Source organism: Mesorhizobium sp. M0018, from assembly GCF_040323955.1.
In the GTDB taxonomy this organism is placed as follows: domain Bacteria; phylum Pseudomonadota; class Alphaproteobacteria; order Rhizobiales; family Rhizobiaceae; genus Mesorhizobium.
This window is the reverse complement of record NZ_JAMYVL010000020.1, coordinates 29,131-54,851: the sequence shown is the minus strand read 5'-3', so window position 1 is coordinate 54,851 and position 25,721 is coordinate 29,131. Positions and strand designations below refer to the sequence as shown.

Genomic DNA, 25,721 nt, shown 5'->3' with positions numbered 1-25,721 from the left:
CGGGAATGTCCCCGCCCTCGCCGCCACGGATTTTCTCTCGAAATCAGCTTTTCACGATCGACTTGCCGGCATATCGCGCCTGCTTGCCGAGCTCCTCCTCAATGCGGATGAGCTGGTTGTACTTGGCCATGCGATCCGAGCGTGACAGCGAGCCCGTCTTGATCTGCCCGCAATTGGTGGCAACGGCGAGGTCGGCGATGGTCGAATCCTCGGTCTCGCCCGAGCGGTGCGACATCACCGCGGTATAGCCGGCCTTGTGCGCGGTCTCGACGGCGTCGAGCGTTTCGGTAAGCGAGCCGATCTGGTTGACCTTGACCAGGATCGAATTGGCGACACCCATGCGGATGCCGTCGCGCAGCCGCGCCGTGTTGGTGACGAACAGATCGTCGCCAACCAGCTGCGTTTGCTTGCCGATGAGATCGGTCAGTATTTTCCAACCGTCCCAGTCATCCTCCGCCAGGCCGTCCTCAATGGTGATGATCGGGTAGTCGGCAGCAAGTTTGGCCAGATATCTGGCCTGCACCTTCGGGTCGCGGGTTTTCCTCTCGCCTTCATAGACGTAGTTGCCATCCTTGAAGAATTCGGTCGCCGCGCAGTCGAGGCCTAGCGCAACCTCCTCGCCGGGCTTGAAGCCAGCCTGCTCGATCGATTCCATGATGAAGTCGAGCGCGGCCGGCGCGCTCTTCAGGTTGGGGGCAAAGCCGCCCTCGTCGCCGACATTGGTGTTATGGCCGGCGTCCTTCAGCTTCTTTCGCAGCGTATGAAAGATCTCCGAGCCCCAGCGCACGCCGTCGCGCAGCGTCGGCGCGCCGATCGGCAGGATCATGAATTCCTGGAAATCGATCGGGTTGTCGGCATGCGCGCCGCCATTGATGATGTTCATCATAGGCACCGGCAGCACATGGGCCTTGGTGCCGCCGACATAACGATAGAGCGGCAGGTCGGCGGCTTCGGCCGCAGCCTTGGCCACAGCCAGCGACACGCCGAGGATGGCATTGGCGCCGAGCCGGCTCTTATTGGGCGTACCATCGAGCTCGATCATGGTCTGGTCGATATGAATCTGATTCTCTGCCTCCATGCCGCCGATCGCCTCGAACAGCTCGCCGTTCACCGCCTCGACCGCAGTGAGCACGCCCTTGCCGAGATAGCGGGGGCCGCCATCGCGCAGTTCGACCGCCTCATGCGCGCCGGTCGAGGCGCCGGACGGCACCGCGGCGCGACCCATCGAGCCGTCTTCGAGCACGACGTCGACCTCGACGGTCGGATTTCCGCGGCTGTCCAGGATTTCACGCCCGACAATGTCGATGATGGCCGTCATTGCGATGTCCCCGATTGATCGATTGAAGCGTCGCGCACCTCTTAGCCAAAGCGCCGCAAAACGCAATCGGGGCACTTGCAAATATTGCCCGTGCGCTACGGATTCACGAAGCACGAAGCGCTGTCATCATTTGTCATACGCGGCATGCCGGTTTCTGGTTTATGGCTGTTGTCGCGCGGGGCGAAACAGGAGGAGTTTCGCCATGTCCCAGTTGAGCGGTATTGTGAGTTTGTTCCTGATCGCGGCTGCGTTCCTGACGTCGTGCGACAATCAGCAACCCCCGCAGGGATCGTCGCCTTTGCCGGCCCTGCAGATTGCGCAGTAGCATCCCGCCACATCGAAAGGCCCCCGATTTCCCGGGGGCCTTTTTGATTCCAGGAGACTTAGTCAGTGCCAGTAAGGTCAGTGCCAGTAAGGCTCGACCTTGTAGTAGTTGTATGAGGCATCACGCGCGGCCTCGCCGTCGGCGCCGGTCAACTCGTTGATCGAATAGGAAGGAGCGGCCATCAGCTGGTCTTTGGTGAACGGCACGACATAGCCGCCCTTGTTCTCGTCATAGTCAAGGCTCGCCCACGGAATGGCGTGGTATTTCTCGCCGATGCCGAGAAATCCACCAAAACCGATCACGGCAAACATGATTCCGTTCGACAGTTTGTCGAGCATGACGTCCTCGATGTCGCCGATATGAGTGCCTTCCGTATTGTAGACCGATGTGCCGATAACCCGCGAAGCGGCGATGGCTTCGGTGTGTCCCGTCTGGGTCGTCATGGTGTGCTCCTCGTCGTCGTTGACATTAGATTTTGACAATGAGGGCCGCGGGCTAAGGTTCCAGGCGGGTTCGAAATTCTTCAAAGTTTCCTGGCGGCGCTGCTGTGGCGCAACTGCTGGTTCAACCCACGCTTTTGGCAACGCGATCGAACGCCATCAGCCGTTCAAGCAATGCGGGAAGATCCTTTAGCGGCACCATGTTGGGACCGTCGGAAGGCGCGTTGTCGGGGTCCTGGTGCGTCTCGATGAAGACGCCGGCGACGCCAACCGCGACGGCCGCGCGCGCCAGCGTCTCGACAAAGCGCCGGTCGCCTCCAGACGAACCGCCCTGCCCACCCGGCTGCTGCACGGAATGGGTGGCATCGAAAATCACCGGCGCGCCGATCTCGGCCATGATCGGCAGCGCCCGCATGTCGGACACCAGGGTGTTGTAACCAAAGGATGCGCCGCGCTCGGTGACCAAGACATTGGCGTTGCCGGAGCCGATGATTTTGGCGACGACGTTCTTCATGTCCCACGGCGCGAGGAATTGCCCCTTCTTCACATTGACCACCTTGCCGGTTTTTGCCGCAGCAATCAGCAAATCGGTCTGGCGGCTGAGGAAGGCAGGAATCTGCAGGATATCGGCATGAAGCGCGACGATCGCGCATTGTTCCTCAGTGTGGACGTCGGTCAGGATCGGCAAGGCAAAATTCTTGCGCAAGTCGTCGAAGATCGGCATTGCCGCTTCAAGTCCCGCGCCGCGCGTGCCGCCAAGCGAGGTGCGATTGGCCTTGTCGTAGCTGGTCTTGTAGACGAGCCCAATGCCGAGCCTGTCGGTCAATTCCTTTAGCGCACCGGCCATGTCGAAAGCGTGCTGCCGCGATTCCAGCTGGCATGGACCAGCGATCAGCGATAGGGGCGCGCTGTTGCCGAAAATGACTTTGCCGACCGCAACGGAAGAGTTCGGCATCAGTGGATTGAGCTTGTTCATGCGATCTCCCGGAAAATGAAGGCTGCGCCCTGCCCTGGCGCCGGCGGCACGATGGTATCACCGCCGCGCATGTGGTGTTCCACAGAATTGGCTGCAAGCAGCTTGGCGACGGCATCGCCGTGCCTAATCGAAAAGACGATCCCAGCAAAGCGGAGTTCAGATGGTGCGCCGGCAGGAATGCCGAAGCGTGCCGAATAGGCTGCAGGATCCAGAACGGTCACGACGGCATTCGGTAGCTCATAGACAGTGCCGCCGCCCTGCGCCTCGATTCCGGCTGCGATCGAAATCAAACGGCCTTGTTCGAAAGGTTCGCCAGTGACTGCCACGACTTCGACAATGCCGGTTGCGCCATTAGCGTGGGCCTGCAACGCAGTGCGGTCGACGTTCGGCGCATTGATCCGCTCGCAGGCGAAGAGAAAAGCGTCCGCTGTCTTGCCTGTAGCCGCGAAGGCCAGTTTGAACGATGCGGTATCGCTCTTTCCCGCCGCATCGGTGAAGGCGCGCGAAAAGCTTAGCGCGTCTCCCGCCGACAGACCGGCTTCCATGTAGCGCGCGTGGTCCGCGGCGGCGCTTTCGGTGCCCAGCGCCACGGCAGAAAATCCTTCATCGCCGTTTTCTTCGCGATACGTGCGATCACGCACGACAAAGACATTGCGGTTCGCGATCGCCGTTGCCACGGCCTGCCGGTCAGCGACCGCGAGCGGCTCGAGATAGGTGCCGTCGGTGAGAAAGACACAGCAGTTTTGCGTTCCGAAAGGGTGGATACCTGTCGGCGCAACGGTAAAGCCGAGCAGGGCCAAGCGCGCCCGCGCAACATCGAGGCTTGCTGTCGGCAGCACCAGGTGATCGAGCGGATGAGGCCTTGCGGGGGTGTTTTCGGTCATGTCCCGCGCGATGTGCCTCATTCCTGAAAATGGTTCAAGGGCTTAGCCGGTGCCTCAGCGGCGATCGCAGGCCTCGGCCGCGAGGAGCCGACTTGCCGCCCGCAAAAATCATCCTAGCTCATTGCTATGGGAAGAGACCTTTTCATCGCCCTAGCCGTTATTGCGATAGCAGTTATCGCCGTGCTGATCTGGAACGCGCCAAAGCGGCCGGGCGTCGATCCGACCGAAACCTCCGCGGCTCAGACGGAGTGAAGCGGGCTACGGCGCGGAGCCCCTCCGCGACGTCAAATCTGCCTTGGGAGGCGGTCAACTTGCAACGATGTCGGCCGAATAGCGTAATTCGCGCAGAGGTTTGACCCGGCTGGTCGTCTCTGCATAGAGCGGATGCGCCTTGTAGGCGGCGAGCGCCGCTTCGTCCTCGAACTCGGCGTAGACGACCACATCGATCTCATCCGAGAGCGGGTCGACCTTGGTGTTGAGCGTTACCTCGAAATGACGCGAATGCGGTATCTTGCCAAGCGCCAGGAGGCCCGTGCGCACTGCCTCGACATCCGCTTTATGCCGTGCGCTGAAGAAAACGATATGCCGGATCAACCCAGCCTCCTCGACCGTTGGACCGGCGTTCTTTTGTGTCAGCGGCAGCGTGCCGTCAATCGGCAGGTTTGTCGCGTCTGCGAACCGTAGGTGCGAAGAGAAACTACACCATGCTCGTTACATAGTGCACGATGCGGGTCACCTCCCTGACCGTCCTGTCGAGGTAGCGGCCTTGGTTGTAAATGCCGTCCCAGATCAGGAAAAAGGTGACAGTCGTGATGACGATGACATAACGCATGACTAAAACTAGCGCATATGGACGGTTGCAACCATAGCGATTCCAACGCTGCTGGGGACCCTTCCCCGAATTTAATGGCCTTTGTGGTCTGTCTGCTGCGATGCTTGCTGGCCAGAATGGCGCTACCGCCACAGGGCGCCTTGGAAAGATAACCCCGCTCGGCTTCGACGACCGCTTCCCGCCTCGATCGACCGACTGCCACACCATTATTCCGGCGGGATTTCGACGGACGCGCTGGATCCGGTCATGCCGCCGTCAAGCGGCGTTTCGCACCACCTGCTTGAAGAGGCCCCCTGTCTCAAACGGATTGGCCGTATCGGGGCAGTATCTTAACGCTGAGACAGTTTCGAGCCGACGTTCAAATCCTCGCCTCAAAGAGTGATGCGGTATTTTGCAAAGCCCGCTTCGCCCTCGCCCGCCGGCTCGATCTTCAGCGACTTCACTTGCGCAATAAACTCCTTCGCCTTGGCGCCGGTCTCGAATACGACGCGGGTTCCCGGCAGTGGCGCAAACGACCAGTTGGCGTCCGCCGACGGGTTGATGGTGCCTTTGCTGACGATATAGCGCACGATCACATCGCGGTTGGTGTCGGGCGCTTCGTAGATGATCTTCGAGGCATTGATCTCCGGGAAATTGCCCCCGCCGCCGGCTCGGTAGTTGTTGGTGGCGACGACGAATTTCCGCTTGGGGTCAATCGGTTTGCCGTCGAACATCAAGTCAATGATGCGGGTCGAGCCAGCATTCACCAGCCCGCCCTTCGAATCATATTTCGGTGGCTGCGACAGATCGATCTTGTATGTGACGCCGTCGATCACGTCGAAATTATAGGATGGGAAGTCAGTGTTGATGAGCGCCTGGTCGGCTTTGCCCGGTTCGATCCGGTTGAAGATGCCGGCCGACATTTCCAGCCATTCCTTCACCTCTGCCCCGGTGATTTCAACGGCGCGCACCGTGTTTGGATAGAGGTAGAGATCGGCGACGTTCTTGATGGCGATATCGCCCACCGCCACGTCGGTGTAATAGTCGGCGCCGTTGCGCCCGCCGGCCTTGAACGGTGCCGCCGCCGACAACAGCGGCATATCCTTCCACTCTGTGTTCTTCAGGATGTCCTTCAAATACCAGGTCTGCGCCTGGCTGACGATCTGCACCGATGGATCATCGGCGACCAGCGCAAAATAGGAATAGAGCGGCGCCGAGGTTTTGCCGACCGGCCGGCGCACATAGGCAAGCGTCGCCTCGTGGTCCTGTTTGAGCGCGTCGATGATGCGCTGGTCGTCCGCGACGGTCGGCTTGTTCGTTTTGTCGACCCGCTCAAAGATCGGCCTGGCCTCAGAGGTCGCCGAGACGATTTTCCACGTCGATCCGTCGCGCTCCAGCAACAGATCGATCAGCCCCATGTGCGAGCCCCAGAAGCCGGCCATGACGGCGGGCTTGCCTTGCAACGTGCCTTTCGCCGTATCGACGGCTTCCAGCGACTGAAAGTCCTTCTTGCCGGGGAAGACCAGATGCTGGTGACCGGTGAACACCGCATCGATACCTTCGACACCGGCAACGAAGAAGGAGGCGTTCTCCATCATGTCACTTTGCTTCACGTCGATGCCGGAATGGGAGAGCGCAATGACGATGTCGGCGCCTTCTTCCTTCATTTGCGGCACCCACGCCTTGGCCGCCTCGACGATGTCGCGTGTTTTGACGCTGCCCTCGAGATTTTTCAGGTCCCAGACCATGATCTGCGGCGGCACGAAGCCGATGATGCCGATCCTGATCGGTTGCTCGGCGCCCGACCCGTCTTTGATCTTCCTGTCGAGGATGACGTAAGGCTTGAGATAAAGCCTGTCGTCGCGCGGGTTCGCGGCGAGCTCCGTGCCGCGGATCAAATTCGCGCAGACAAACGGGAAGTTGGCACCGGCCAGCACCTTGTCCATGAACGACAGGCCGTAGTTGAACTCGTGGTTGCCGAGGGTCGAGCATTCGTAGCCGAGCAGGTTCATGCCCTTCATGACCGGATGCAGATCGCCATCCTTCATCCCCCTCTCGTAGGCGATGTAGTCGCCCATCGGGTTGCCTTGCAGAAGGTCGCCATTATCGATCAGCATCGCGTTGATTGCTTCCTTGCGCACGGCTTCAATCAACGATGCCGTTCGCGACAGCCCCATCGTGTCGTTAGCTTTGTCGGCGTAGTAGTCGTAAGGCAGCACATTCACGTGGATGTCGGTCGTCTCCATAATCCTCAGATGCGCCTGATTGGCTTGAGCCCGGGCGGAGAACGGGTGCAGCATGATCAGCGCTCCGCTGGCGGCGACGCCGGCGAGGAAATCGCGGCGTGAGACGAGGTGGCGCAATTGGGACATTCGTTTTCTCTTTCTTCCACGACGTGACAAGTCCTGCCCGAAGCAAAGCTTCGCGCCGAAATCCAGTCGAGTCCAGAAGCCGATTCCATCAAGAGGAGGTGACGCGCCGATAAATGTCCGGCAGCGAACAATCAGCCCTTGTCGTCGTCGCCTTGCGTGATCAGCCGCGCGCTGCGCTGACCGGTGAAGTAGATCCATAGCCAACTCAGGGAAACCGCAAGCCGGTTACGAAAGCCGATCAGGAAGTAGATATGCGCCAAGCCCCATAGCCACCAGGCAAGCCGGCCGGTAAGCTTGATCCAGCCGAAATCGATGGCCGCGGCGCGCTTGCCGATCGTCGCCAGGTCGCCGTCATGCCTGTAGCTGAAAGGACGCGGTGTCGTGCCACCGGTAAGCCTTGCCTTGATCGTCGCGGCGACATGCCGTCCCTGCTGCTTGGCGGCGGGCGCGACGCCCGGCACGAGCCGGCCATCCGGCCGCAGGACGTGCGCTGCGTCACCGATGACGAAAATCTCCGGGTTTCCCGGCACACTCAAGTCGGGCTCGACAAGCACCCTGCCCGCGCGGTCCGCTGCCGCGCCGAGCCATTCGGCGGCCGGCGAAGCGGCGACGCCCGCCGCCCACAGGATTGTCCTGGCCGGCAAATGTGTGTCGCCGAAGACGACACCCTCGGCATCGCAGCGCGTAACCGCCCGGCCGAGTTCGACGGTCACGCCGAGCCGTTCGAGCGCCTTCGTTGCATAATCGGAGAGTTCGGGAGCGAAATTGGAGAGGATGCGGTCACCGGCCTCAATCAGCACCACACGCGTCTGCCGCGTGTCGATGTTGCGGAACTCGCCGTGCAGCGTGTCGTGCGCCAGCTCGGCAATGGTGCCGGCCAGTTCCACGCCGGTCGGCCCGCCGCCGACGATCGCCAGGGTCAGCAATGCCTGGCGCTGGGCGGGATCGGTTTCCCGCTCGGCCTGCTCGAAAGCCAAAAGAATACGCCGTCGAATGGTGGTGGCGTCCTCCAGCGTCTTCAGGCCAGGGGCGAACGGTTCCCATTCGTCATGGCCGAAATAGGCGTGCCGCGCGCCGGTGGCCAGCACCAGCGTGTCGTAAGCGACCGTGCCGCCGTCCTGCAGCAGCACGCGCTTGCCGGTGCGGTCGATGCCGGTAACGGTGGCGAGCAGCGTCGTCACGTCCTTGCGCCTGCGCAGAAGATGGCGGATCGGCCAGGCGACTTCGGAGGTGGCCAGCGCCGTCGTCGCCACCTGGTAGAGCAGCGGCTGAAAAAGGTGATGATTGCGCCTGTCGATCATCGTGATGCGCACCGGCGAGCCGGCTAGTGCGCGGGTGAACTCGAGGCCGCCGAAACCGGCACCTACGACGACGACGTGATGGTTGGCTGTGTTCATCTCGCTCATCCCTCTCGCCAAGGCTGATGTAAGTATCGTTGTGCAGTGCAGCAATGCCTGCGCTGCAACTACCTGGGAGTCGTCGCTTGATGTCGTGAATACGCATGCTGCGGACTCGTTCCCGGATATAGCCTGCGTCCAGGATACTACTTGGTTGGAACTGTATATTGCAGGTGAAGCATGGCTAGCGATGAAGACGAAGGCTCAGCGCAGTACGCCTCGCCGCCTTGTTTTATGCACGAGCTCGATCCGGAGTTCCAAGCGCCGCTATCCGACTGGACCGACGTAAGGCGCTGGCGCAAGGCCGAGCGCGAGCGGTTGATCGCATCCCGCCTTGCCGTTTCAGCCGACACGCGCGCAGCTATGTCGCAGCGTATTGCCGAAGGGCTCGACGCGGTGATCGGCGACATCGCCGGCCGTTTGGTCAGCCTCTACTGGCCGTTTCGCGGCGAGCCGGACCTGCGCCCTTGGATGGAAACCGTTAACGCGCGAGGCGGGCGCACGGCGTTGCCCGTCGTCGTCGAGAAAGACCGGCCGCTTGTCTTTCGCGCCTATGCCCACGGAGACCGGCTGGAGAAGGGCGTCTGGAATATCCCGATACCGGCTGACGGTGATCCGGTGTTGCCCGACGTCGTCATTTCGCCGATCGTCGGCATCGATCCCGGGCAGTTCCGCTTGGGTTATGGCGGCGGCTTCTTCGATCGCACGCTTGCCGCGATGCCGTTCAAGCCGCTGGTCATCGGCGTCGGCTACGAGTTGCAGCGCATCACCACCATCTACCCGCAGCCGCACGATATTCCGATGGACCGTGTGGTGACTGAGGCATCCAAGGCCTAGGCGAGTTCGGGGCCTAGGCGAGTTCAGGCTTCATTCCCACGGCTGTGCGATCGACGATTTCGCGCAAGGCAAAGGACGAATTGATCTTCGTCACATGCGGCATTGCCGACAGCCACTCCTTGTGGATACGTTCGTAGTCGACGAGATCCTTTGCCGCTATGCGCAGGATGTAGTCATATTCGCCCGACATCAAATGGCAGGACAAGACGTTCGGGCAGCGCTTTATCGCTGCCTCGAAATCCGACAACGTCTTCTCGAATTGCCCGGACAGCGATATATGCACGATCGCCGTCATCTGGTGCCCAAGTGCAGCGTTGGACAGCCGGGCGTGATAGCCGCGGATGGTTCCGGATTTCTCCAGATTGTCCAGCCGCCGCGAGCAGGCCGACTGGGACAGGCCGACCTTCTCGGCGAGCGCTGCGTTGGGTATCCGCCCATCCTTCTGCAACGTCTCGAGAATGGCGATATCAATCCTGTCGAGCGGCATTTTTGCGGGTTCCTGCGACAATTCTAATGTTTCGCGCAACGATTATCGAACAGTGGCTTCTCAGGCAAGCGCATTCGCAAACACTTACCGAACGATTCGTGGTTCACTATCTCTAGACAGGGAACGAGCCCCAAAGGGCCGGATCAGGAGAAGAACGATGCGCATCGGCTGCCCCCGGGAAATCAAGAATCACGAATATCGCGTCGGCCTGACGCCGGGTTCGGTCCGCGAATATGTCGCGCATGGCCATGAAGTGCTGATCGAGACCGGCGCCGGCGCCGGCATCGGCGCCGACGACAACGCGTATCGTGCCGCCGGCGCCACGATCGCCAAGACGGCAGCCGACGTTTTTGCCAAGTCCGACATGATCGTGAAGGTCAAGGAGCCGCAGCCCAACGAATGGGTTCAGCTCCGCGACGGCCAGATCCTCTATACCTATCTGCATCTTGCCCCGGATCCGGAGCAGACCAAGGGCCTGCTGGCCTCCGGCGTGACCGCGATAGCCTACGAGACCGTCACCGACGAGCGCGGCGGTCTGCCGCTCTTGGCGCCGATGTCGGAAGTTGCCGGCCGCCTGTCGATCCAGGCGGGTGCAACGGCGCTGCAAAAGGCCAATGGCGGCCGCGGGGTGCTGCTTGGCGGCGTGCCCGGCGTGCTCCCCGGCAAGGTAACCGTGCTCGGCGGCGGCGTCGTCGGCCTGCATGCTGCACGGATGGCCGCCGGCCTTGGCGCCGACGTCACCATCATTGACCGCTCGATCCCGCGCCTGCGTCAGCTCGACGACATCTTTGGCGGCCGCGTCCACACCCGCTACTCGACCGTCGAGGCGCTGGAAGAAGAATGTTTTTCGGCTGACATCGTCGTCGGCGCCGTGCTGATCCCGGGGGCAGCAGCGCCCAAGCTGGTGACGCGCGAGATGCTGTCGGGCATGAAGAAAGGCGCCGTGCTGGTCGACGTCGCCATCGACCAGGGCGGCTGCTTCGAGACCTCGCACGCCACCACCCATGCCGAGCCGACCTATGAGGTCGACGGCGTCATCCACTATTGCGTCGCCAACATGCCGGGTGCGGTGCCGGTCACCTCGGCCCACGCACTCAATAATGCGACGCTGCATTATGGCCTGCAGCTCGCCGACAAGGGCCTCAAGGCGCTGGTAGACGACCACCATCTGCGCAACGGGCTGAACGTCCACAAGGGCAAGATCACGAATCGCGCGGTGGCCGAAGCGCTCGGTTACGAGCTGGTCGAGCCGAAGGCCGTTCTCGCCGCCTGAGCTTCCGAATCTGCCTCTCCAGTGCCCGTCGGATTCGTCCGACGGGTTTTTCTTATGTCGAAAAACGGAAAAGTGTCGGGCGCGCAGAATAACCGGACAACAAAAAAGCGGAGCCAAAGCCCCGCTTCCTCGGTTGTCGAAAATTTCCGCCGGTTCATCCGCGGTCGGCAAATCGATCGACAGTCTCTTTCTACCGCTGGTATGCGACGGGAGTACGACAGCCAAGCCGGTGCAGCCTGTCCGGTTACGCGCGGTCGATCCGGCACTGATAGCAATTGTTGCGCGCCGAGCGGATGTGGACGTAAGCGATGTCGTCGCGTTCGAACAACGTCTCTGCCCGTGCGGCAATGGCGTCGGTCGGAATGACGCCGCCGCTGCCGTAAACGATGCGGTCGTCCTTGCCATAACCGCGCACAATGTAATCGCTGCTTTCGAGCATTTCGGGAAGCATTTTCCCCTCGGCGGCGCGTTCGCATTCTTTCGCATGCAGAAAGATCGGCCCCGTTTCGGCATAAGGCTGCAGCTCCGGAAAAGGTCGATAGGCCAAAACAAGATAGGCTTCTCCCAAAGCAATATTTTTCAAGCAATGACGGCAAGGCACGCCGTCGCCATCCGAAATTTGCCGCTCTGGCTTCAAGCCATAAGCATCCGGCCCGCCGCGCTGAAGTGCCCGGACAGCATTGGTTGGCAAGGCTTTGAATTTTAGCGTCATGGCAAAATCTCCGGTGTCGTCGACCGGAAATTATGCTCGCAAGACAGCGTTTCCCACCCGATTCCTGCCGAAATGGATCAATCCATCAGCGCGTCGAGACCACGAACCAGACCTTTGATCTGCTGTACCCGTCTGATGGCGAGCAGCGTGCCCGCCACGTAAGGCGCCGCGGACGAGCCGGCGTCGTGGCGTATGGTCAGCCGCTCGTCTGGCAGACCGAACAGCGCCTCGCAGGACAGGATGTAGGACGGCAGGCGAAGCGCGTGCACTTGCACCCCCTCGCCTGCGCCGACCGCACCACCGCGTGTGGCCGGCACGCCGGAGACCTCGGAGACCGGCTTTGCCGTTGAGGCCTTGCGGATGTCGGCCAGCGCTTCAGCAAGCTCTCGTGCGGTTCCGGAGGGCGCGTCGGGCTTCTTTGCACTAGCATAATCGATGACCTCGACATCCGGCACGTATTTTGCCGCCATAAGTGCAAACCGCTTCATCAGCGTGGCGGTGATGGAAAAGTTGCCGGCGGCAACGACGCCGACGCCATTAGCGCGCGCCGCGGCGTCGATCTCGGCATAATCGGCAGCTCCCAGTCCCGACGTGCCGATCACCGTATGCCGTCCGTTGTCGATGGCGAGCAGCACATGGTCTTTCACGACATGCGGCTTGGTGAAGTCGACCAGCACGTCCGACGGCGCCTCCAGCGCCTCGGCCAGCGAGGCCGAAACGGCAATACCATTAGCCGGCATACCAACCAGCAGACCGGAATCCTGCCCCGCGCCGCTGCGTGATACAGCCCCGGCCAGCGCCATGTCGCCCTGCGCCCCGATCGCCGGAACCAGCGCTTTGCCGACCCAGCCGGTCGCGCCGGCCATTACCACGCGTATTGCCATCGTGCGATCCTCCATCACCCATCGGTTTTTAGACGATAGCGATATGGAAAGAGCCAAGCTCATTCAAGTCGGGCTCGCCTTTGAGTGTTGATCCAGAGACTCTGGGACATTGCAAGACAAGCTGAAGCGCGGATGAACGGGCCTGAAAATCAGGGCCGCATGACGCTGGCCGCGCGCTCGGCAAAAGACATCGGATGTACGACCTCCTTTTTTTGCGCCACTGGCGTAAAGCCGAGTTTTTGATAGAGCGGCAGTGCTGCTGGGTGATCGAGGGTGCAGGTCTGCACCGTCACCCGCTTTGGCCCGTGCGACCATGCCGCGGCGATTGCCGCACCAAGGAACCAGCGGCCGATGCCTTGCCCGGTCGCGTGCTCCATCATTCCGAAATAAGCGAGTTCCACTTCCTCCGGCAAATGCGGCTTGAGGTCGAAGAAGCCGGCCGGCGCACCATCCAGATAAAGCACCCTGATGTCGCGGTCCTCGCGGTGGATGCCCGCCGCAAGCTCCTCGTCGCTCAGCCTCAGCACATTGACCCAGTGCCATTTGCGGCCCACCCGATCCATCAAATAGCGGTAGAAATGCAGCGGAATGTCTTTGGTCTTGAGCAGCGCGATCTGGCGGTTGTACGGCAGCGGCGGCGAATACGCAGGCGGCACATGCATTTCGAGAAACGTCACGGTGACGTCGATGTCTTCCAGCGATCCGTCTTCCATCCCCGTCAGTCCTTGCCCGTCACGACGGGCGTGTCGGAAAGCCCGCCCCATTCGGTCCATGAACCGTCATAAAGCCTGTTGTCGGCATGGCCAAGCGTCTCCAAAGCCAGCGTGACAGCTGCCGCGGTGACGCCCGACCCGCAGGAGGTGACGACCGGCTTCGACAGGTCGATGCCGGCTCCTTCGATCACTTTGCGCAGCCTGTCCTTCGGCAACAATTCGCCGTTTTCCGAAAGCGCCGAAAATGGCACGTTGTGCGCGCCCGGCATATGGCCGGAGCGGATGCCGGGGCGCGGCTCCGGCTCGGTGCCGGCAAAACGGCCAGGCGAGCGCGCGTCGGCGATCTGGCTCTCCCCCGTCTCGACGATCCGGCGCATGTCGGCAAGGCTGGCGACGCGGGCGGCATCGAAGTTGGCATAAAACACGCAAGGCGCGATCTTCGTCGGCTCCGCCGTCACTGGCCGTCCGGCGGCTTTCCAACGATCGAACCCGCCGTCGAGTATATAGACCTGGAACACGCCCATGACGCGAAACAACCACCAGGCGCGCGGTGCAGAAAAGAACCCTGGCCCGTCATAGACAACAATCGTGTCATCGGCCGAAATACCCATCGCGCCGACATATTGCGCGAAATGCTGCGGCGACGGCAGCGTGTGCGGCAGAGCCGCGTCGGGGTCCGAAACCGCATCCTGGTCGAGGAAGCGGGCGCCTGGAATATGCGCTACGTCGTACTCGGCGCGCGCGTCACGCTTTTGCGCCGGCAGATACCAGGACGCGTCGACAATCGTCAGGCCGGGTTCGCCGAGCCGCTTCTGTAACCAATCGGCATCGATGGTGAAAGGACTGTCGTCGGCCATCTTTTCTCTCCTGTCCCGCCCGTCGCAGTCCTATATCAGGCTGGCGGCATAGGACCAAAGCGAATGCGGAAGCGCCGGTTCTCGCGGCCCTTCTTCTCGATCTTGCCGATATGGATCTCGCCGATTTCGCTGGTGCTCTTTACATGGGTGCCGCCGCAAGGCTGGCTGTCGATCGAAGCGTTCTCGCCGATGCAGACCAATCGGATCCTTCCCGTGCCGGCCGGGGGCCGCACATTCTTGGATTTCACCAAGCCCGGATTGGATGCCAGTTCCTCGTCGGAAATGAGCCGGGTGAAGATCGGGTGGTCGGCTCGCACCAGTTCCATCAGTCTGGCCGTCACGTCTTCCTTGGTAAAGCCGGCATCCGGGATGTCGAAATCGATACGGCTGTCGTCCTCGGAAACCGCGGCGCCGGTGATCGGGAACGGACAGACGACGGTAAGCAGGTGGCAGGCAGAATGCATGCGCATCAGCAACTGCCGCCGCGGCCAGTCGATGGCGAGCCTCATGCGCTCGCCCACCTTTGGAACTGCCTGCTCCGGCGCCGGCACATGGATGATCTCGTCCTTGGTTTCGCCGGTGATCGTAGCGGCAATCGCTATGCCGGTGCCGTCGGCGCGTTCGAGGCTGCCGGTGTCGCCCGGCTGCCCGCCCGATGTGGCGTAAAACACCGTCCGGTCCAGAATGATGCCGCCGCGATCATTGACTGCGACGACGGTGGCGTCGGCCGTCCCCAGATAGGCGTCGTCACGAAACAGCGCTTCGGTCTTGTGCGCCATCACGCAACCCTTTCGAACGGTACTGAAATCGTGCTCTGTTGCTCCATCCACCCCGGCACCGGCAGCTTCTTTTCGCGCAGGAATTCAGGATTGAACAGCTTCGACTGGTAGCGCGTGCCGTAGTCGCAAAGCATGGTCACGATAGTGTGGCCGGGGCCTAGCTCGCGCGCCAGGCGAATGGCGCCGGCAATGTTGATGCCCGTCGAACCGCCAACGCAAAGCCCCTCCTCCTGGATCAGGTCGAATACGATCGGCAGCGCGTCCTCGTCGGGGATCTGGAAGGCAAAATCGGGTGTAAAGCCTTGGAGGTTGGCGGTGATCCGCCCCTGCCCGATGCCTTCGGTGATCGAACTGCCCTCGGATTTCAGCTCGCCGCTGGTGTAGAAGGAATAGAGCGCTGCCCCCAGCGGATCGGCCAGCGCGATCTTGACCTGGTTGTTTTTGGCCTTCAGCCCGAAACCGACGCCTGCCAGAGTGCCGCCGGAACCGACCGCCGACACGAAACCATCCACCTTGCCGTCGGTCTGGTTCCAGATTTCTTCGGCCGTGGTGCGGATATGGCCGTCACGGTTGGCGACATTGTCGAACTGGTTGGCCCAGATCGCGCCGTTCGGCTCGCTCTTGGCCATCTGCTCGGCCAGCCGGCCCGACAGCTTCACGTAGTTGTTCGGGTTCTTGTAAGGCACGGCGGGCACTTCGATCAACTCGGCGCCGAGCAGTTTGATCGTATCCTTCTTCTCCTGGCTCTGGGTGTCGGGAATGACGATCACCGTGCGGTAGCCGAGCGCCTTGGCAACCAGTGTCAATCCGATGCCGGTGTTGCCAGCCGTCCCCTCGACGATGACGCCGCCGGGCCGCAGCAGCCCGCGCTGTTCCGCATCGCGGATGATAAACAGGCCGGCGCGGTCCTTTACCGACTGCCCGGGATTCATGAATTCGGCCTTGCCCAGGATCTCGCAGCCGGTTGCTTCCGAGGCCTTGTTGAGGCGGATCAGGGGCGTGTTGCCGATCACGTCGATCACAGAACGGGGCATGGAGATTCCTTTGTGGGTGCGGCGAAACCCTAGAAACCCGAAGCTTCGGTTTCAAGGCAAGAATTTGCCTGGTCCAGTCGCATTTCGCACACTGCAATTCCTGCAGCCAGGAGCGCCCGACCGGTATTCATTTCAACCATGTACCGAAAAGCACTCTTTTCATTCGATTTCTTCACCGGTAGAGCACAGGCTAAGAAGAGCCGGCGGGGCGCAACATGACACTCTATCGGGCCAATCCGAAGCATGGCGTCGCCTGGATTACGGGCGGCAGCAGCGGTATCGGCCGTTCGCTGGCCAAGGATCTTGCCGCTCGGGGCTATGTCGTCGCGGTGACTGCGCCAGATGACCATCCGATCGATACGCTCATCGTCGAAACGGCGCAGATGGCGGGCCGTGTCGCAGCCTATCCTTGCGACGTGACCGACGAAAAACGCATGGCGAAGACGGTTGCAGCGATCGAGAAAGATCTCGGTCCGATCGTGTTGGCAGTGTTCAACGCTGGAAGCTATATCGCAACGCCGGGCGAGGATCTTGTGGCGCGCAATTTCCGTCGGTCTTTCGAAGTCAATTATTTTGGCATCATCAATGGCCTGCTGCCGGTCATCGAACGCATGCGCGTGCGCTCGCGCGGCCATGTCGTGCTGATCGGTTCGGTCACCGCCTATTTCGGCTGGCCCACCACCGCCGCCTATGGCGGCACCAAGGCGGCGGTCAATATCCTGGCCGAGTCGCTGAAATACGATTTCGACAAGATGAACGTCCGCATCCAGGTGATTAATCCGGGCTTTGTCGACACGCGGCTGACCGAAAAGAACTTCCTGCCGATGCCGGGCTTGATGCCGGTCAATCTGGCCTCGCGCCGCATCGCGCAAGGCATCGAATACGGCGGCTTCGAAGTCACTTTCCCACGCCGCCTGAGTTGGACGCTGAAACTGCTCAGGATGCTGCCGAGGCCGTTCTGCCGATGGGTGATCAGCACGGTCACCCGCTGGAACGCGCGGCCGCTGAATTTCGACCGCAAGCCGCCAGTCGAGTAGGATCGGTGATGGGCGAGCGATCGTGCTTGCGGGTCGCTGGGGCGCCGCACATGAATTGGTGCCGGTCGACGATACCGGCGACCCGGACAACCACGTCATTGCCGGCGACGCGCTGTCGCCATCGACCACGGCTTTCCTCGCGCAGCGGATCGTCGTGTGGGTCGAGGCGGTGGTAAGTGAACCAAAGCCCCAAGCAAGAGGGCGACCGAAGCATCGCTCCGGTCGCCCTCTTCAATCGTATTCGACCAAGCCAGGCTTGGCTGACCGCAACACGGTCAGATTATGCGGCCCGCGCTGCTGGCCGCTTGCCGCCGAAGCGGCGTTTGTTATTGCCCTTGAAGGGCTTGGCGCCTTCCGGCTTGCGCTCGCCCGCAAAGGCCGGCTTGTCGCCGAACCGCTTCTTGCCGAAGCCGTTGTTTGCGCCGCTGGGCCGCCTGCCGTCGCGACGGCCATTGTGGTCGTTGCGATCATTGGCCGGTTCGAAGCTGCGCTCATTCTTCTCGGCGGGATTGCGCTGCGGATCGGGGCTGCCGAGATGGTCGGCAATGATCGGCAGCTTGGTGCGGATGATGCGCTCGACCTGACGCAGCTTGCTGTTTTCAGACGGGTCGCAGAGTGTGATGGCGATGCCGTCCATGCCGTTGCGGCCGGTGCGGCCGATCCGGTGGACATAGCTCTCCGCCTCGTCCGGCAGGTCGAAATTCACCACATGGCTGATGCCGGGCACGTCGATGCCGCGTGCCGCAATGTCGGTCGCCACGAGAATGCGCACCGAACCCTCACGGAAATCGTTGAGTGCCTTCTGACGGGCATTCTGCGACTTGTTGCCGTGGATGACGGCGGCCTTGAAGCCGTCGCGCTCGAGATCCTTGGTCACCCTGTCGGCGCCATGCTTGGTGCGCGAGAAGATGATGACGGACTTCATCGCCTCGTCGGCGAGCATCTGGGCCAGCACCTGGCGCTTCTGCTTGGTGCGGGCAAAGACGACACCCTGCACGATCTCGGCTGCCGCGGTGCTGTGAGGAGCGACTTCGACGCGGATCGGGTTCTTCAGCAGGCCTTTCGCCAGTTCGGCGATCTCGGCCGGCATGGTCGCCGAGAACAGCACCGTCTGACGGTCCGGCGCCGTCGCCTTGGCGATGCGCTTCACGTCGTTGATGAAGCCCATGTCGAGCATGCGGTCGCCTTCATCGAGCACCAGCCATTTGGTGTCGGCAAGCATCAGGTCGCCTTCACGCACAAGGTCGGTCAGCCGACCGGGCGTTGCGATCAGGATGTCGACGCCGGGCGCGACCTTCTTCACCTGGCTGAAGCGCGAGACGCCGCCCAGCACGAGCGCGGTCGATACATGCGCGCCCTTGGCGAGCAGCTTGATCATCTCCTCGATCTGCACCGCAAGTTCACGTGTCGGCGCCAGGATCAGCGCTCGGGCCGTCTTCGGCCGGCGCTTGGTACCAAGTGCGATGATCTTCGACAGGATCGGCAGCGCGAACGCCGCCGTCTTGCCCGAGCCGGTCTGGGCGATGCCGAAAATGTCGCGGCCTTCGAGCTGCGGCGGGATCGCCTGGGCCTGGATCGGCTTCGGATCGGTAAAACCGGCGGCATTGGTGGCCTTGAGCAGTGCGCCGGTGATTCCAAGTGCGGCGAAACCGTTCGGTTCCGCAGTGTCCTTACCGGTCAAAGTGTTTTCATTGGTCAAAATATTCTTCTTTCATGCGGCTCCTGGCCGCAAACATCGATGGCGGCAGGGCGCAACCTGCCGTCGAAAATTGTCATGAAACGACAAGGCGGGCGGACGTCATCGTCCGCACGGCTGCGCTGTCGTGCCCGCAGGCTTCATGCCACGGGGCTTTTTCGCCACCTTGCCGATATGTCGGGAAGAGGGAAAACAGACGCAACCAGTCTCATTCATCGAGAAGGCCGGACTATCCCGGCCCAAGCGCCTATGCCGCCGCATATGGCCCAGTTCGCATCGAAATGCAAGGGGCCTGATGTTGCAGCGCAGCAAAAGCCATGAGGAAGCGGCGCTTGCGCTCTCTCGCGGGCATGATTACCACAATGCAGCTTTCCGTTTCGGGGACCGGTCATGAAGGACGTGCTGAAGGAACTCGAGCGCCGCCGCGAGATCGCCCGCATGGGCGGCGGCCAGGCCCGCATCGACGCCCAGCACAAGAAGGGCAAGCTGACCGCCCGCGAACGCATAGACGTCTTTCTCGACGAGGGCTCGTTCGAGGAGTTCGACATGTATGTCGAGCACCGCTCGACCGATTTCGGCATGGAGAAAACCAAGATCGCCGGCGACGGCGTCGTTACCGGCTGGGGCACCGTCAACGGTCGCCCGGTCTATCTTTTCGCCAAGGATTTCACCGTGTTCGGCGGCTCGCTGTCCGAGGCCCATGCCGAAAAGGTGGTCAAGGTCCAGGAGATGGCGCTGCGCAATCGCGCGCCGATCATCGGCCTTTACGACGCCGGCGGCGCCCGCATCCAGGAAGGCGTGGCGGCGCTCGGCGGCTATGCCGAGATCTTCCAGCGCAATGTACTGGCCTCCGGCGTCATCCCGCAGATTTCACTGATCATGGGCCCCTGCGCCGGCGGCGATGTCTATTCGCCGGCGATGACTGACTTCATCTTCATGGTTCGCGAAACCTCCTACATGTTCGTCACCGGGCCGGATGTGGTGAAGACCGTAACCAACGAGACGGTCACCGCCGAAAGCCTCGGCGGCGCTTCTATCCACACGACGAAGTCCTCGATCGCCGACGGAGCCTACGACAATGACGTCGAGGCGCTGCTGCAGATGCGCCGGCTGGTCGATCTGCTGCCCGCTTCCAACACGGCGGAAATTCCCGAGATCGAATGCTACCAGTCGGTCACCGATCACGATCTGTCGCTCGACAGGCTGATCCCCGACAATGCCAACAAACCCTACGACATCAAAGAGTTGATCCTTAAAGTTGCCGACGAGGGTGACTTCTTCGAGATCCAGCAGAATTTTGCGAAAAACATCGTCACCGGCTTCGGCCGTATCGAGGGCCGCACCGTCGGCTTCGTCGCCAACCAGCCGATGGTGCTGGCCGGCGTGCTCGATTCGGATGCCAGCCGCAAGGCGGCTCGTTTCGTGCGCTTCTGCGACTGCTTCTCGATCCCGATCGTCACCTTCGTCGACGTGCCGGGCTTCCGCCCCGGCACCGCGCAGGAATATGGCGGGTTGATCAAGCACGGCGCCAAGCTTCTGTTCGCCTATGCCGAAGCGACCGTGCCAAAGATCACCGTCATCACCAGAAAGGCCTATGGCGGTGCCTATGACGTCATGGCGTCAAAGCATTTGCGCGGTGACATGAACTATGCGTGGCCAACGGCGCAGATTGCGGTGATGGGCGCCAGGGGCGCAGTCGAGATCATCTATCGCAAGGATATCGGCGACGCGGAGAAAATTGCAGCGCACACAAAAGCTTACGAGGATCGCTTCCTGTCCCCCTTCGTTGCCGCCGAGCGTGGCTATGTCGACGAGGTGATCATGCCGCATTCAACCCGCCGCCGCATCGCCCGCGCGCTCAGGATGCTGCGCAACAAGGATATGCAAAACCCCTGGAAGAAGCACGACAACATTCCGCTGTGAGGGGTTGATGTCGCGCCTGGTCTTCTACATGGGAGCGCGCTTCGGCAGGTTTGCCGTCCTGCTTTTCGCTCTGCCGCTGTTCTGCCCAACAGTCTTATGGTTCTGGTTTCTCGACCGGCATCCGCTCGCCGTCATCGCGGCTGGCGTTGTTGCGATCCCAGCTGCGATGCTGGGCATGGTTCTGTTGATCGGGACATTGTTCGCCGGTTTTCGACCCAGCAAGGTGGACGGGATCACTCGGGAATCAGCCCCGAAATTATGGGCCATCTGGGAGAGTATTGCCGGCAAACACCGCGCCAGCCGGACTACCATCGTGCTGAGCCCCGATCTCAACGCTAGCATCGGTGAAGAGCGGCCGTTTGTGGGCCTGCTTGGTCGCAGGGCAATTCTCACCGTGGGCCTGCCGCTGCTCGCAGTGACCGACCAAAAGGGGTTTGCGGCGATCTTGGCCCATGAGGACGCCCATCTGAAAAATAAAGATACAAATGGCGGGCTCAACCTGGCCGAACTCGAAAAGAGCTTCGATCTAATCTTTGACTTCGCCCCACCGGGAAAAACAGTTTCGGGCAGCCTGTTCTACTGGATGCTTGGCCCGCTGTCGCGCACGCTGGAGCGCGAAGAAATACGGTTGTCGCGGCGGGCGGAAATTGACGCGGATCGTCATGCAGCGATGTCCGGCGATGCATATGAAGCGGCCCGCGCCCTGCTGCTGGTCGGTGCCGCCAGTGCGTTCTTCGATGACCAAGTGTATATTCCGCTTAAACGTGAACTGCTTGGCACCATGGTACCGCCTCGTCCACCACTCGAAAGAATTCTGGCGGCCGCCAGTCACCTGTCGAGGCTTCCCATCCTGCAAGAATATGCGCAAAAGGCCTGGGACGCGCCAGATAACGAAAGCGCGGATCATCCGCCCTGGTCCGAACGTTTGACTGCTCTTGGATTTAGCTCGGCTCCAGAGATAGAACCAATTCTGGTTTCCGCCTTGTCGAGCCTGCTGAGCGATGAGATCGTCGCCGAACATGTCCGCCATTTCGACGGCGAATGGACATCGAAGATCGCCGACTATCTCGATCGATAGCTATCCACCTGAAACTATAGCGGCTAATGCCCAGTCGGCGCAGGCTATTCCGCTTCCGCCGCTCCGAACCCGCCCCCCCTCGTCGCGCGGACAGCGCCCGACCATGGCGTGGCGTGATTGTCGATGCGCATCTGGAAGATAAAATAAGTCGGCGAGCAGAAGCCGATGCCCTTCACTTTGCCGATACCGGGTGTATCCGGCGGCAGCGACTGACACATGTAATCCTCTCGGCAGAAATGGTCGGCCGAGCAGGCAGGACGATTGCCGCGATTGACGGCGCCGCCCAGGCACTGGTCGAAATTATTGGTCGCCACGCAGGTGTCGAATTTCTTGCCGCCAACCAGCCCGCAAATCTCGTTCGGCATCGGCTTGCCCGTCTTGAAGGCGGCAAAGCTGCGATCCCGGTCATCGCAGCCGCGATAGGCGATACCCGCCGGCACACCGATCTTCGGCGGTCGGCAGGTGTAGGCGACGCGCGAAATGCCTGGCGCGAACGCGGCGAACTGACCGGTGATGGTATACCGGTCATTGAAAGGCCGTGCCGGGTTGCTGGCGATGGATCCCGTTAAACAAGGGTGGCCGGAAAACATGTCTTCGCTGTCCTTGGGCAACAGGCATTGCGCCAGCTTGGTGCGCACGCCGGACGCGGTGGTCAACGGCGTGCAGACGGTGCCGCCACCGCATTGCCATGTCGCGCCGAAGCGGGCCGCATCTTCCGGCATGAAGCACGGCATCGCCATTTCGGCCGGCGAATAGGCAATTTCGCCGGCATCGTTCCATGTCGCCGGCGGCGCGAAGGACAGCGGGCGGAAGCGGTTCGGTTCCTTGCCGTCGGCAGTCGCGTGCAGCCAGGCGACGCGGCGCGGGATGTCGGCGTGGAGATGCGGCGAGATGCCGACCTCGATGCGGTTGAGCGGCGAGGTTGTCTTGTCGTCAAGTCCGATAAAATGGAAGCCGGCGGTCGAGCCCGCCTGATGGCAGCCCTGGCAGGCGCCGTTGTCCAGCCGCTCGGCCAGTGCCTCCGGCGTGCGCACCAGCTTCAGCGCGGAGAAATCGACACCAGCGAAATCCGCGGGCTGGAACAGTGGCGTGAACGGGTGGTTGGCCTGCCTTGCACTGCCGAAGGTCGACCACGAAATGACCTTCCTTGCCAAGAATTCATCGGGGATTTGGTAGACGCCGAGATCGACCGCCGCGACATTGGGGCGGACATAGTTGGCAAGTCTTGCTTTCAGCGCAGCGTCTTCGGCGAGACGTGCCGTGTCGGGCGTGTTTTCCAGCGGCTTTTCGCTGACAGCCGCTCCGTCGATGCCGAAGATACGCATGAGATAGGCAGCCTGCCCGCCGAATTCGGTCTCCTGGCCGGAGGGGAAGCGCACCACTTGCGCATTGAGCTCGAGCTGCTTGAAGGTGAGCGCCGTCCTTTCCAGCGGCCCACCGGTCAGCCAGCCGGCATCGACGCTCTCGTCGAGTTGTGGTGCCCAGCGTCCGGCGACGCCGACACAACCGCCGTCGGCATCCGGCGCGGCATCGTAGACGGCACTGAAATTGAACGGCAGGCGCGAGGCCAGAACCTTGCCGTTCTTCTTGAAGCCGTAGGCGAGGCGATAGATGAAGCGCACTTCGCCGCAACTCGTGTCGCCTTGCAAGGCGGCGAAGTCGCGCCGGTCGAGCCGGTTGACCACGCCGACAAGGCGGAAGCGTGCGGCCTCGGTCCTCAGCCAGCGCATGTCCATGACGCGGCCAACATTGCCGTCGGTCACCTCGTAAAGCGGCCGGCCGCCGGCCTTCATCTCGGCCCGCAATGCCGCGACGTCGCTTGCAATCGTTTCGACGATCGCGTGGTAAGCGGGCGCCTTGTCATAAAGCGTCTTCAAATCGCCGTTGCCATCGACGCCGAAAATGCCGGCGAACCCGTAACCGTTGCTGTCGAGAGCGGCGAGAACGGCCGGGTCGTCGACGATCGTCAGCGGAGTTTCGGCGTTCGCAGCCTGCGCCATGAATACGGCGCCGACGATCGCAACGAGCAGCGCGAACATGCGGTTCATTCGGCAGCTATCCCGCGACTTTCGATAAGCTCGCGCAGGACCGGCACCAGCGCCAGCGGCAGGTCCTCGGCGATCAGCCCCGGTCCGAAACGGCTGCCGGCCTCGGCATGGATCCAGACTGCCGCACAGGCCGCTTCAAAGGCCGGCATGCCCTGCGCCAGCAGCGCGGCGATGATACCCGACAGCACGTCGCCCGAACCGGCGGTGGCCAGCCAAGGCGCGCCATTGCCGTTGATCGCTGCCCGGCCATCGGGGGCCGCAATCACAGTGTCGGCACCCTTGTAGACGAGAGTGGCGTTGGCCCGTTCGGCTGCGGCGCGTGCCTTGGCCAGTTTGGACAGGTCCTTGTCCTCGGCGATATCTGAAAAAAGCCTGACGAATTCGCCGTCATGCGGCGTCATCACCAGAGCCGGCGCGCTCGGCCGGCTGGCGGCTTCGAACAGGGCATCCGTCGCGTCGCGAAACGAGGTGACGCCGTCGGCGTCGAGCACCAGTCCGTCGATCCCACCGTCTTGCCCACGAGCGCCATTCAGCACGGCCAGGGCGAATTCGCGCGTCTTCTCACCAATGCCAAATCCTGGGCCGAGCACGAAGGCCGATGGCCGGCGGCTGCCGACGAATTCGTCCACATCCGCGACAGTGTCTAGCTTGCGCAGCATGATCGAGGTCAGATGCGCCGCGTTCACATGGATGGCGTTCGCCGGCGACAGCAAGGTGACGGCCCCTGCCCCGCTCCTAGCCGCGGCAAGCGCCGACAGCCGCGCAGCACCCGTCGCCGACGGCCCGCCGGAAAAGACGCCGACATGGCCGCGTTTATACTTATGGGCGTCGACGGCCGGAACCGGAAAGCGGCCAAGCCAGAGCGCCGGAATGTTCTCGAATGTTCGTGGTTCAAGCTGCGCAACAACACTGTCGCTTATGCCGATATCAGCGAGCACGATTTCGCCGCACAGCTCGCGCCCCGGCAACAAAAGATGGCCTGGCTTTTTTCGCGCGAAGGTCACCGTGGTCCGGGCCCGGAAGGCCTTTCCTAACACATTGCCGCTCTCGCCTGAAACGCCCGACGGCAGGTCGACCGCGACAACCGGCAAATTCAATTCCGCCGCAATGTCGATCACCTTGGCGGCGTCGCCGGACAGCGGCTTGGACAGCCCCGCCCCATAGACCGCGTCAACCACGACCGAGCCCATCTCGGCAACGAAATCCGACAGCGGCCGAGCTTCAACCGGGCATTCCGAGGCAGCGAGTGCCGCATCACGGCCGCGTTTGGGCGATCCGGACGCCCACACAGAGACATCGACGGCGCTCTCCCGAAGGATGCGCGCCACGACATAGCCGTCGCCGCCATTGTTGCCGGGGCCGCAAAGCACATGGACGCGCGTTGCTTTCGGGTAGCGCTTGAGCACCACGGCAGCAACCGCAGCGCCGGCATTGCGCATCAGGCCGATGCCGTCGAATGGACCAGCGGCAATCGCCAGCCGGTCGGCCTCGGCCATTTCGGACGGAGAAAGAAGTTCGTGGCTCATGCGGGCGACATGCACATCATCTGCCGAAGCATTGTCCAGTTTTTGATCCGACGCAAACTACGAAGGTTATGAAACACACCGGCAATGCCCGGAGCGACGAGTCGCAGGTCCGCAGCTGCCCATGAAATATCCGATCTGCCCATTTTTTGTGCGGACGACGGGACCGGCGTTGTTTAGGCTCGTAGCGCTCATGGCGCATCCAACGCTGCGAATGACGCGAATGTACATTCCCGCGTGGCATGGTATCCAAATCATGTGAGGCCGTTCGGCGCCCCATCAATTGGCACAGTTCGTGCTTGATTGAGGCGCAAGCG

24 protein-coding genes and 1 pseudogene are annotated in these 25,721 nt (G+C 61.9%); 7 read left to right on the top strand and 18 right to left on the bottom strand.

Annotation, left to right across the window (positions count from 1 at the left end):
• Nucleotides 1-43: 43 nt before the first annotated feature.
• Nucleotides 44-1,318, bottom strand: coding sequence for a phosphopyruvate hydratase (gene eno, locus NKJ81_RS24325; RefSeq protein ID WP_352471834.1), 1,275 nt, complete (start codon nucleotides 1,316-1,318; stop codon nucleotides 44-46).
• A 202-nt stretch (nucleotides 1,319-1,520) separates the two neighbouring features.
• On the opposite strand from eno, the gene NKJ81_RS24320 reads away from it, so the two are divergent.
• A complete protein-coding gene (locus NKJ81_RS24320) occupies nucleotides 1,521-1,643 on the top strand; it encodes a hypothetical protein (RefSeq protein WP_084642452.1) in 123 nt (40 codons plus the stop codon).
• Between the two features lie 77 nt (nucleotides 1,644-1,720).
• Here NKJ81_RS24320 and NKJ81_RS24315 read toward each other — a convergent pair whose 3' ends face one another.
• The 7 genes from NKJ81_RS24315 to NKJ81_RS24285 all read right to left on the bottom strand — a co-directional run bounded on the left by NKJ81_RS24315 (nucleotide 1,721) and on the right by NKJ81_RS24285 (nucleotide 8,523).
• Complete coding sequence (locus tag NKJ81_RS24315; protein WP_023675091.1) at nucleotides 1,721-2,086, bottom strand: PRC-barrel domain-containing protein; 366 nt, start codon at nucleotides 2,084-2,086, stop codon at nucleotides 1,721-1,723.
• Nucleotides 2,087-2,207: 121 nt separating this feature from the next.
• A complete protein-coding gene (gene kdsA, locus NKJ81_RS24310) occupies nucleotides 2,208-3,059 on the bottom strand; it encodes a 3-deoxy-8-phosphooctulonate synthase (protein ID WP_352542000.1) in 852 nt (283 codons plus the stop codon).
• Entirely contained in the window at nucleotides 3,056-3,943 is an 888-nt protein-coding gene (locus tag NKJ81_RS24305) for a VOC family protein (RefSeq protein ID WP_352541999.1), read from the bottom strand. Before NKJ81_RS24305 ends, kdsA begins: the two co-directional genes overlap by 4 nt.
• Nucleotides 3,944-4,249: 306 nt before the next feature.
• Nucleotides 4,250-4,537: a Dabb family protein gene (locus tag NKJ81_RS24300; protein ID WP_254817185.1), complete on the bottom strand. Its 288-nt coding sequence runs from the start codon at nucleotides 4,535-4,537 to the stop codon at nucleotides 4,250-4,252.
• Nucleotides 4,538-4,640: 103 nt separating this feature from the next.
• Nucleotides 4,641-4,775, bottom strand: coding sequence for a hypothetical protein (locus NKJ81_RS24295; RefSeq protein ID WP_292655342.1), 135 nt, complete (start codon nucleotides 4,773-4,775; stop codon nucleotides 4,641-4,643).
• Nucleotides 4,776-5,146: 371 nt separating this feature from the next.
• Complete coding sequence (locus NKJ81_RS24290) at nucleotides 5,147-7,126, bottom strand: bifunctional 2',3'-cyclic-nucleotide 2'-phosphodiesterase/3'-nucleotidase (protein ID WP_352541998.1); 1,980 nt, start codon at nucleotides 7,124-7,126, stop codon at nucleotides 5,147-5,149.
• 131 nt (nucleotides 7,127-7,257) lie between these two features.
• Complete coding sequence (locus tag NKJ81_RS24285; protein WP_352541997.1) at nucleotides 7,258-8,523, bottom strand: NAD(P)/FAD-dependent oxidoreductase; 1,266 nt, start codon at nucleotides 8,521-8,523, stop codon at nucleotides 7,258-7,260.
• Between the two features lie 180 nt (nucleotides 8,524-8,703).
• Here NKJ81_RS24285 and NKJ81_RS24280 point away from each other — a divergent pair, with 180 nt between their 5' ends.
• Nucleotides 8,704-9,360, top strand: coding sequence for a 5-formyltetrahydrofolate cyclo-ligase (locus NKJ81_RS24280; protein WP_352471829.1), 657 nt, complete (start codon nucleotides 8,704-8,706; stop codon nucleotides 9,358-9,360).
• Between the two features lie 13 nt (nucleotides 9,361-9,373).
• Here the strand turns inward: NKJ81_RS24280 and NKJ81_RS24275 are convergent, their stop codons facing one another.
• Nucleotides 9,374-9,847, bottom strand: coding sequence for an Lrp/AsnC family transcriptional regulator (locus tag NKJ81_RS24275; RefSeq protein ID WP_023675099.1), 474 nt, complete (start codon nucleotides 9,845-9,847; stop codon nucleotides 9,374-9,376).
• Between the two features lie 157 nt (nucleotides 9,848-10,004).
• Here NKJ81_RS24275 and ald point away from each other — a divergent pair, with 157 nt between their 5' ends.
• Nucleotides 10,005-11,120, top strand: coding sequence for an alanine dehydrogenase (gene ald, locus NKJ81_RS24270; protein ID WP_352502940.1), 1,116 nt, complete (start codon nucleotides 10,005-10,007; stop codon nucleotides 11,118-11,120).
• Between the two features lie 244 nt (nucleotides 11,121-11,364).
• On the opposite strand, the gene NKJ81_RS24265 is transcribed toward ald, so the two are convergent.
• The 6 genes from NKJ81_RS24265 to NKJ81_RS24240 all read right to left on the bottom strand — a co-directional run bounded on the left by NKJ81_RS24265 (nucleotide 11,365) and on the right by NKJ81_RS24240 (nucleotide 16,099).
• Nucleotides 11,365-11,832 carry a DUF1203 domain-containing protein gene (locus NKJ81_RS24265; RefSeq protein ID WP_352471826.1) on the bottom strand — a complete coding sequence of 156 codons (468 nt, stop codon included), beginning with the start codon at nucleotides 11,830-11,832 and terminating at the stop codon, nucleotides 11,365-11,367.
• Between the two features lie 77 nt (nucleotides 11,833-11,909).
• Entirely contained in the window at nucleotides 11,910-12,716 is an 807-nt protein-coding gene (gene dapB, locus NKJ81_RS24260) for a 4-hydroxy-tetrahydrodipicolinate reductase (RefSeq protein WP_352448952.1), read from the bottom strand.
• 149 nt (nucleotides 12,717-12,865) lie between these two features.
• Nucleotides 12,866-13,429 (bottom strand): GNAT family N-acetyltransferase, encoded by a 564-nt coding sequence (locus NKJ81_RS24255; protein ID WP_352448953.1) that lies wholly within the window; start codon nucleotides 13,427-13,429, stop codon nucleotides 12,866-12,868.
• 5 nt (nucleotides 13,430-13,434) lie between these two features.
• A complete protein-coding gene (gene sseA, locus NKJ81_RS24250; RefSeq protein WP_023675104.1) occupies nucleotides 13,435-14,286 on the bottom strand; it encodes a 3-mercaptopyruvate sulfurtransferase in 852 nt (283 codons plus the stop codon).
• A gap of 35 nt (nucleotides 14,287-14,321) precedes the next feature.
• A complete protein-coding gene (locus NKJ81_RS24245; RefSeq protein ID WP_023675105.1) occupies nucleotides 14,322-15,065 on the bottom strand; it encodes an alanyl-tRNA editing protein in 744 nt (247 codons plus the stop codon).
• Entirely contained in the window at nucleotides 15,065-16,099 is a 1,035-nt protein-coding gene (locus NKJ81_RS24240) for a cysteine synthase A (protein WP_023675106.1), read from the bottom strand. The genes NKJ81_RS24245 and NKJ81_RS24240 overlap by 1 nt, the downstream gene beginning before the upstream one ends.
• 215 nt (nucleotides 16,100-16,314) lie before the next feature.
• Between NKJ81_RS24240 and NKJ81_RS24235 the strand changes: the two genes are divergently transcribed.
• Entirely contained in the window at nucleotides 16,315-17,136 is an 822-nt protein-coding gene (locus tag NKJ81_RS24235; protein ID WP_352457508.1) for an SDR family oxidoreductase, read from the top strand.
• A 25-nt stretch (nucleotides 17,137-17,161) separates the two neighbouring features.
• Nucleotides 17,162-17,308, top strand: a pseudogene (locus NKJ81_RS24230) (alpha/beta hydrolase); the annotation flags it as partial.
• 108 nt (nucleotides 17,309-17,416) lie between these two features.
• On the opposite strand, the gene NKJ81_RS24225 reads toward NKJ81_RS24230, so the two are convergent.
• Entirely contained in the window at nucleotides 17,417-18,835 is a 1,419-nt protein-coding gene (locus NKJ81_RS24225) for a DEAD/DEAH box helicase (RefSeq protein ID WP_352471825.1), read from the bottom strand.
• Between the two features lie 387 nt (nucleotides 18,836-19,222).
• Here NKJ81_RS24225 and NKJ81_RS24220 point away from each other — a divergent pair, with 387 nt between their 5' ends.
• Nucleotides 19,223-20,755, top strand: coding sequence for an acyl-CoA carboxylase subunit beta (locus tag NKJ81_RS24220; protein WP_352541996.1), 1,533 nt, complete (start codon nucleotides 19,223-19,225; stop codon nucleotides 20,753-20,755).
• Between the two features lie 7 nt (nucleotides 20,756-20,762).
• The gene (locus NKJ81_RS24215; protein ID WP_352471823.1) at nucleotides 20,763-21,833 is read left to right on the top strand and encodes a M48 family metallopeptidase; all 1,071 of its coding nucleotides are present in this window, start codon (nucleotides 20,763-20,765) and stop codon (nucleotides 21,831-21,833) included.
• Nucleotides 21,834-21,877: 44 nt separating this feature from the next.
• On the opposite strand, the gene NKJ81_RS24210 is transcribed toward NKJ81_RS24215, so the two are convergent.
• Both NKJ81_RS24210 and NKJ81_RS24205 read right to left on the bottom strand, forming a co-directional pair.
• Nucleotides 21,878-23,881 carry a hypothetical protein gene (locus NKJ81_RS24210; protein ID WP_352541995.1) on the bottom strand — a complete coding sequence of 668 codons (2,004 nt, stop codon included), beginning with the start codon at nucleotides 23,879-23,881 and terminating at the stop codon, nucleotides 21,878-21,880.
• Nucleotides 23,878-25,407, bottom strand: coding sequence for an NAD(P)H-hydrate dehydratase (locus tag NKJ81_RS24205; RefSeq protein WP_352541994.1), 1,530 nt, complete (start codon nucleotides 25,405-25,407; stop codon nucleotides 23,878-23,880). Before NKJ81_RS24205 ends, NKJ81_RS24210 begins: the two co-directional genes overlap by 4 nt.
• Nucleotides 25,408-25,721: the final 314 nt, after the last annotated feature.

What these genes read in the sequence shown, in the direction of transcription:
- NKJ81_RS24305 (WP_352541999.1), bottom strand. Translation starts at nt 3,943, where the DNA reads ATGACCGAAAACACCCCCGCAAGGCCTCATCCGCTCGATCACCTGGTG.
- NKJ81_RS24240 (WP_023675106.1), bottom strand. Translation starts at nt 16,099, where the DNA reads ATGCCCCGTTCTGTGATCGACGTGATCGGCAACACGCCCCTGATCCGC.
- NKJ81_RS24295 (WP_292655342.1), bottom strand. Translation starts at nt 4,775, where the DNA reads ATGCGTTATGTCATCGTCATCACGACTGTCACCTTTTTCCTGATCTGG.
- NKJ81_RS24265 (WP_352471826.1), bottom strand. Translation starts at nt 11,832, where the DNA reads ATGACGCTAAAATTCAAAGCCTTGCCAACCAATGCTGTCCGGGCACTT.
- NKJ81_RS24280 (WP_352471829.1), top strand. Translation starts at nt 8,704, where the DNA reads ATGGCTAGCGATGAAGACGAAGGCTCAGCGCAGTACGCCTCGCCGCCT.
- NKJ81_RS24290 (WP_352541998.1), bottom strand. Translation starts at nt 7,126, where the DNA reads ATGTCCCAATTGCGCCACCTCGTCTCACGCCGCGATTTCCTCGCCGGC.
- NKJ81_RS24285 (WP_352541997.1), bottom strand. Translation starts at nt 8,523, where the DNA reads ATGAACACAGCCAACCATCACGTCGTCGTCGTAGGTGCCGGTTTCGGC.
- NKJ81_RS24255 (WP_352448953.1), bottom strand. Translation starts at nt 13,429, where the DNA reads ATGGAAGACGGATCGCTGGAAGACATCGACGTCACCGTGACGTTTCTC.
- NKJ81_RS24235 (WP_352457508.1), top strand. Translation starts at nt 16,315, where the DNA reads ATGACACTCTATCGGGCCAATCCGAAGCATGGCGTCGCCTGGATTACG.
- sseA (WP_023675104.1), bottom strand. Translation starts at nt 14,286, where the DNA reads ATGGCCGACGACAGTCCTTTCACCATCGATGCCGATTGGTTACAGAAG.
- eno (WP_352471834.1), bottom strand. Translation starts at nt 1,318, where the DNA reads ATGACGGCCATCATCGACATTGTCGGGCGTGAAATCCTGGACAGCCGC.
- NKJ81_RS24215 (WP_352471823.1), top strand. Translation starts at nt 20,763, where the DNA reads ATGTCGCGCCTGGTCTTCTACATGGGAGCGCGCTTCGGCAGGTTTGCC.
- NKJ81_RS24210 (WP_352541995.1), bottom strand. Translation starts at nt 23,881, where the DNA reads ATGAACCGCATGTTCGCGCTGCTCGTTGCGATCGTCGGCGCCGTATTC.
- ald (WP_352502940.1), top strand. Translation starts at nt 10,005, where the DNA reads ATGCGCATCGGCTGCCCCCGGGAAATCAAGAATCACGAATATCGCGTC.
- NKJ81_RS24245 (WP_023675105.1), bottom strand. Translation starts at nt 15,065, where the DNA reads ATGGCGCACAAGACCGAAGCGCTGTTTCGTGACGACGCCTATCTGGGG.
- kdsA (WP_352542000.1), bottom strand. Translation starts at nt 3,059, where the DNA reads ATGAACAAGCTCAATCCACTGATGCCGAACTCTTCCGTTGCGGTCGGC.
- NKJ81_RS24205 (WP_352541994.1), bottom strand. Translation starts at nt 25,407, where the DNA reads ATGAGCCACGAACTTCTTTCTCCGTCCGAAATGGCCGAGGCCGACCGG.
- dapB (WP_352448952.1), bottom strand. Translation starts at nt 12,716, where the DNA reads ATGGCAATACGCGTGGTAATGGCCGGCGCGACCGGCTGGGTCGGCAAA.
- NKJ81_RS24315 (WP_023675091.1), bottom strand. Translation starts at nt 2,086, where the DNA reads ATGACGACCCAGACGGGACACACCGAAGCCATCGCCGCTTCGCGGGTT.
- NKJ81_RS24275 (WP_023675099.1), bottom strand. Translation starts at nt 9,847, where the DNA reads ATGCCGCTCGACAGGATTGATATCGCCATTCTCGAGACGTTGCAGAAG.
- NKJ81_RS24220 (WP_352541996.1), top strand. Translation starts at nt 19,223, where the DNA reads ATGAAGGACGTGCTGAAGGAACTCGAGCGCCGCCGCGAGATCGCCCGC.
- NKJ81_RS24320 (WP_084642452.1), top strand. Translation starts at nt 1,521, where the DNA reads ATGTCCCAGTTGAGCGGTATTGTGAGTTTGTTCCTGATCGCGGCTGCG.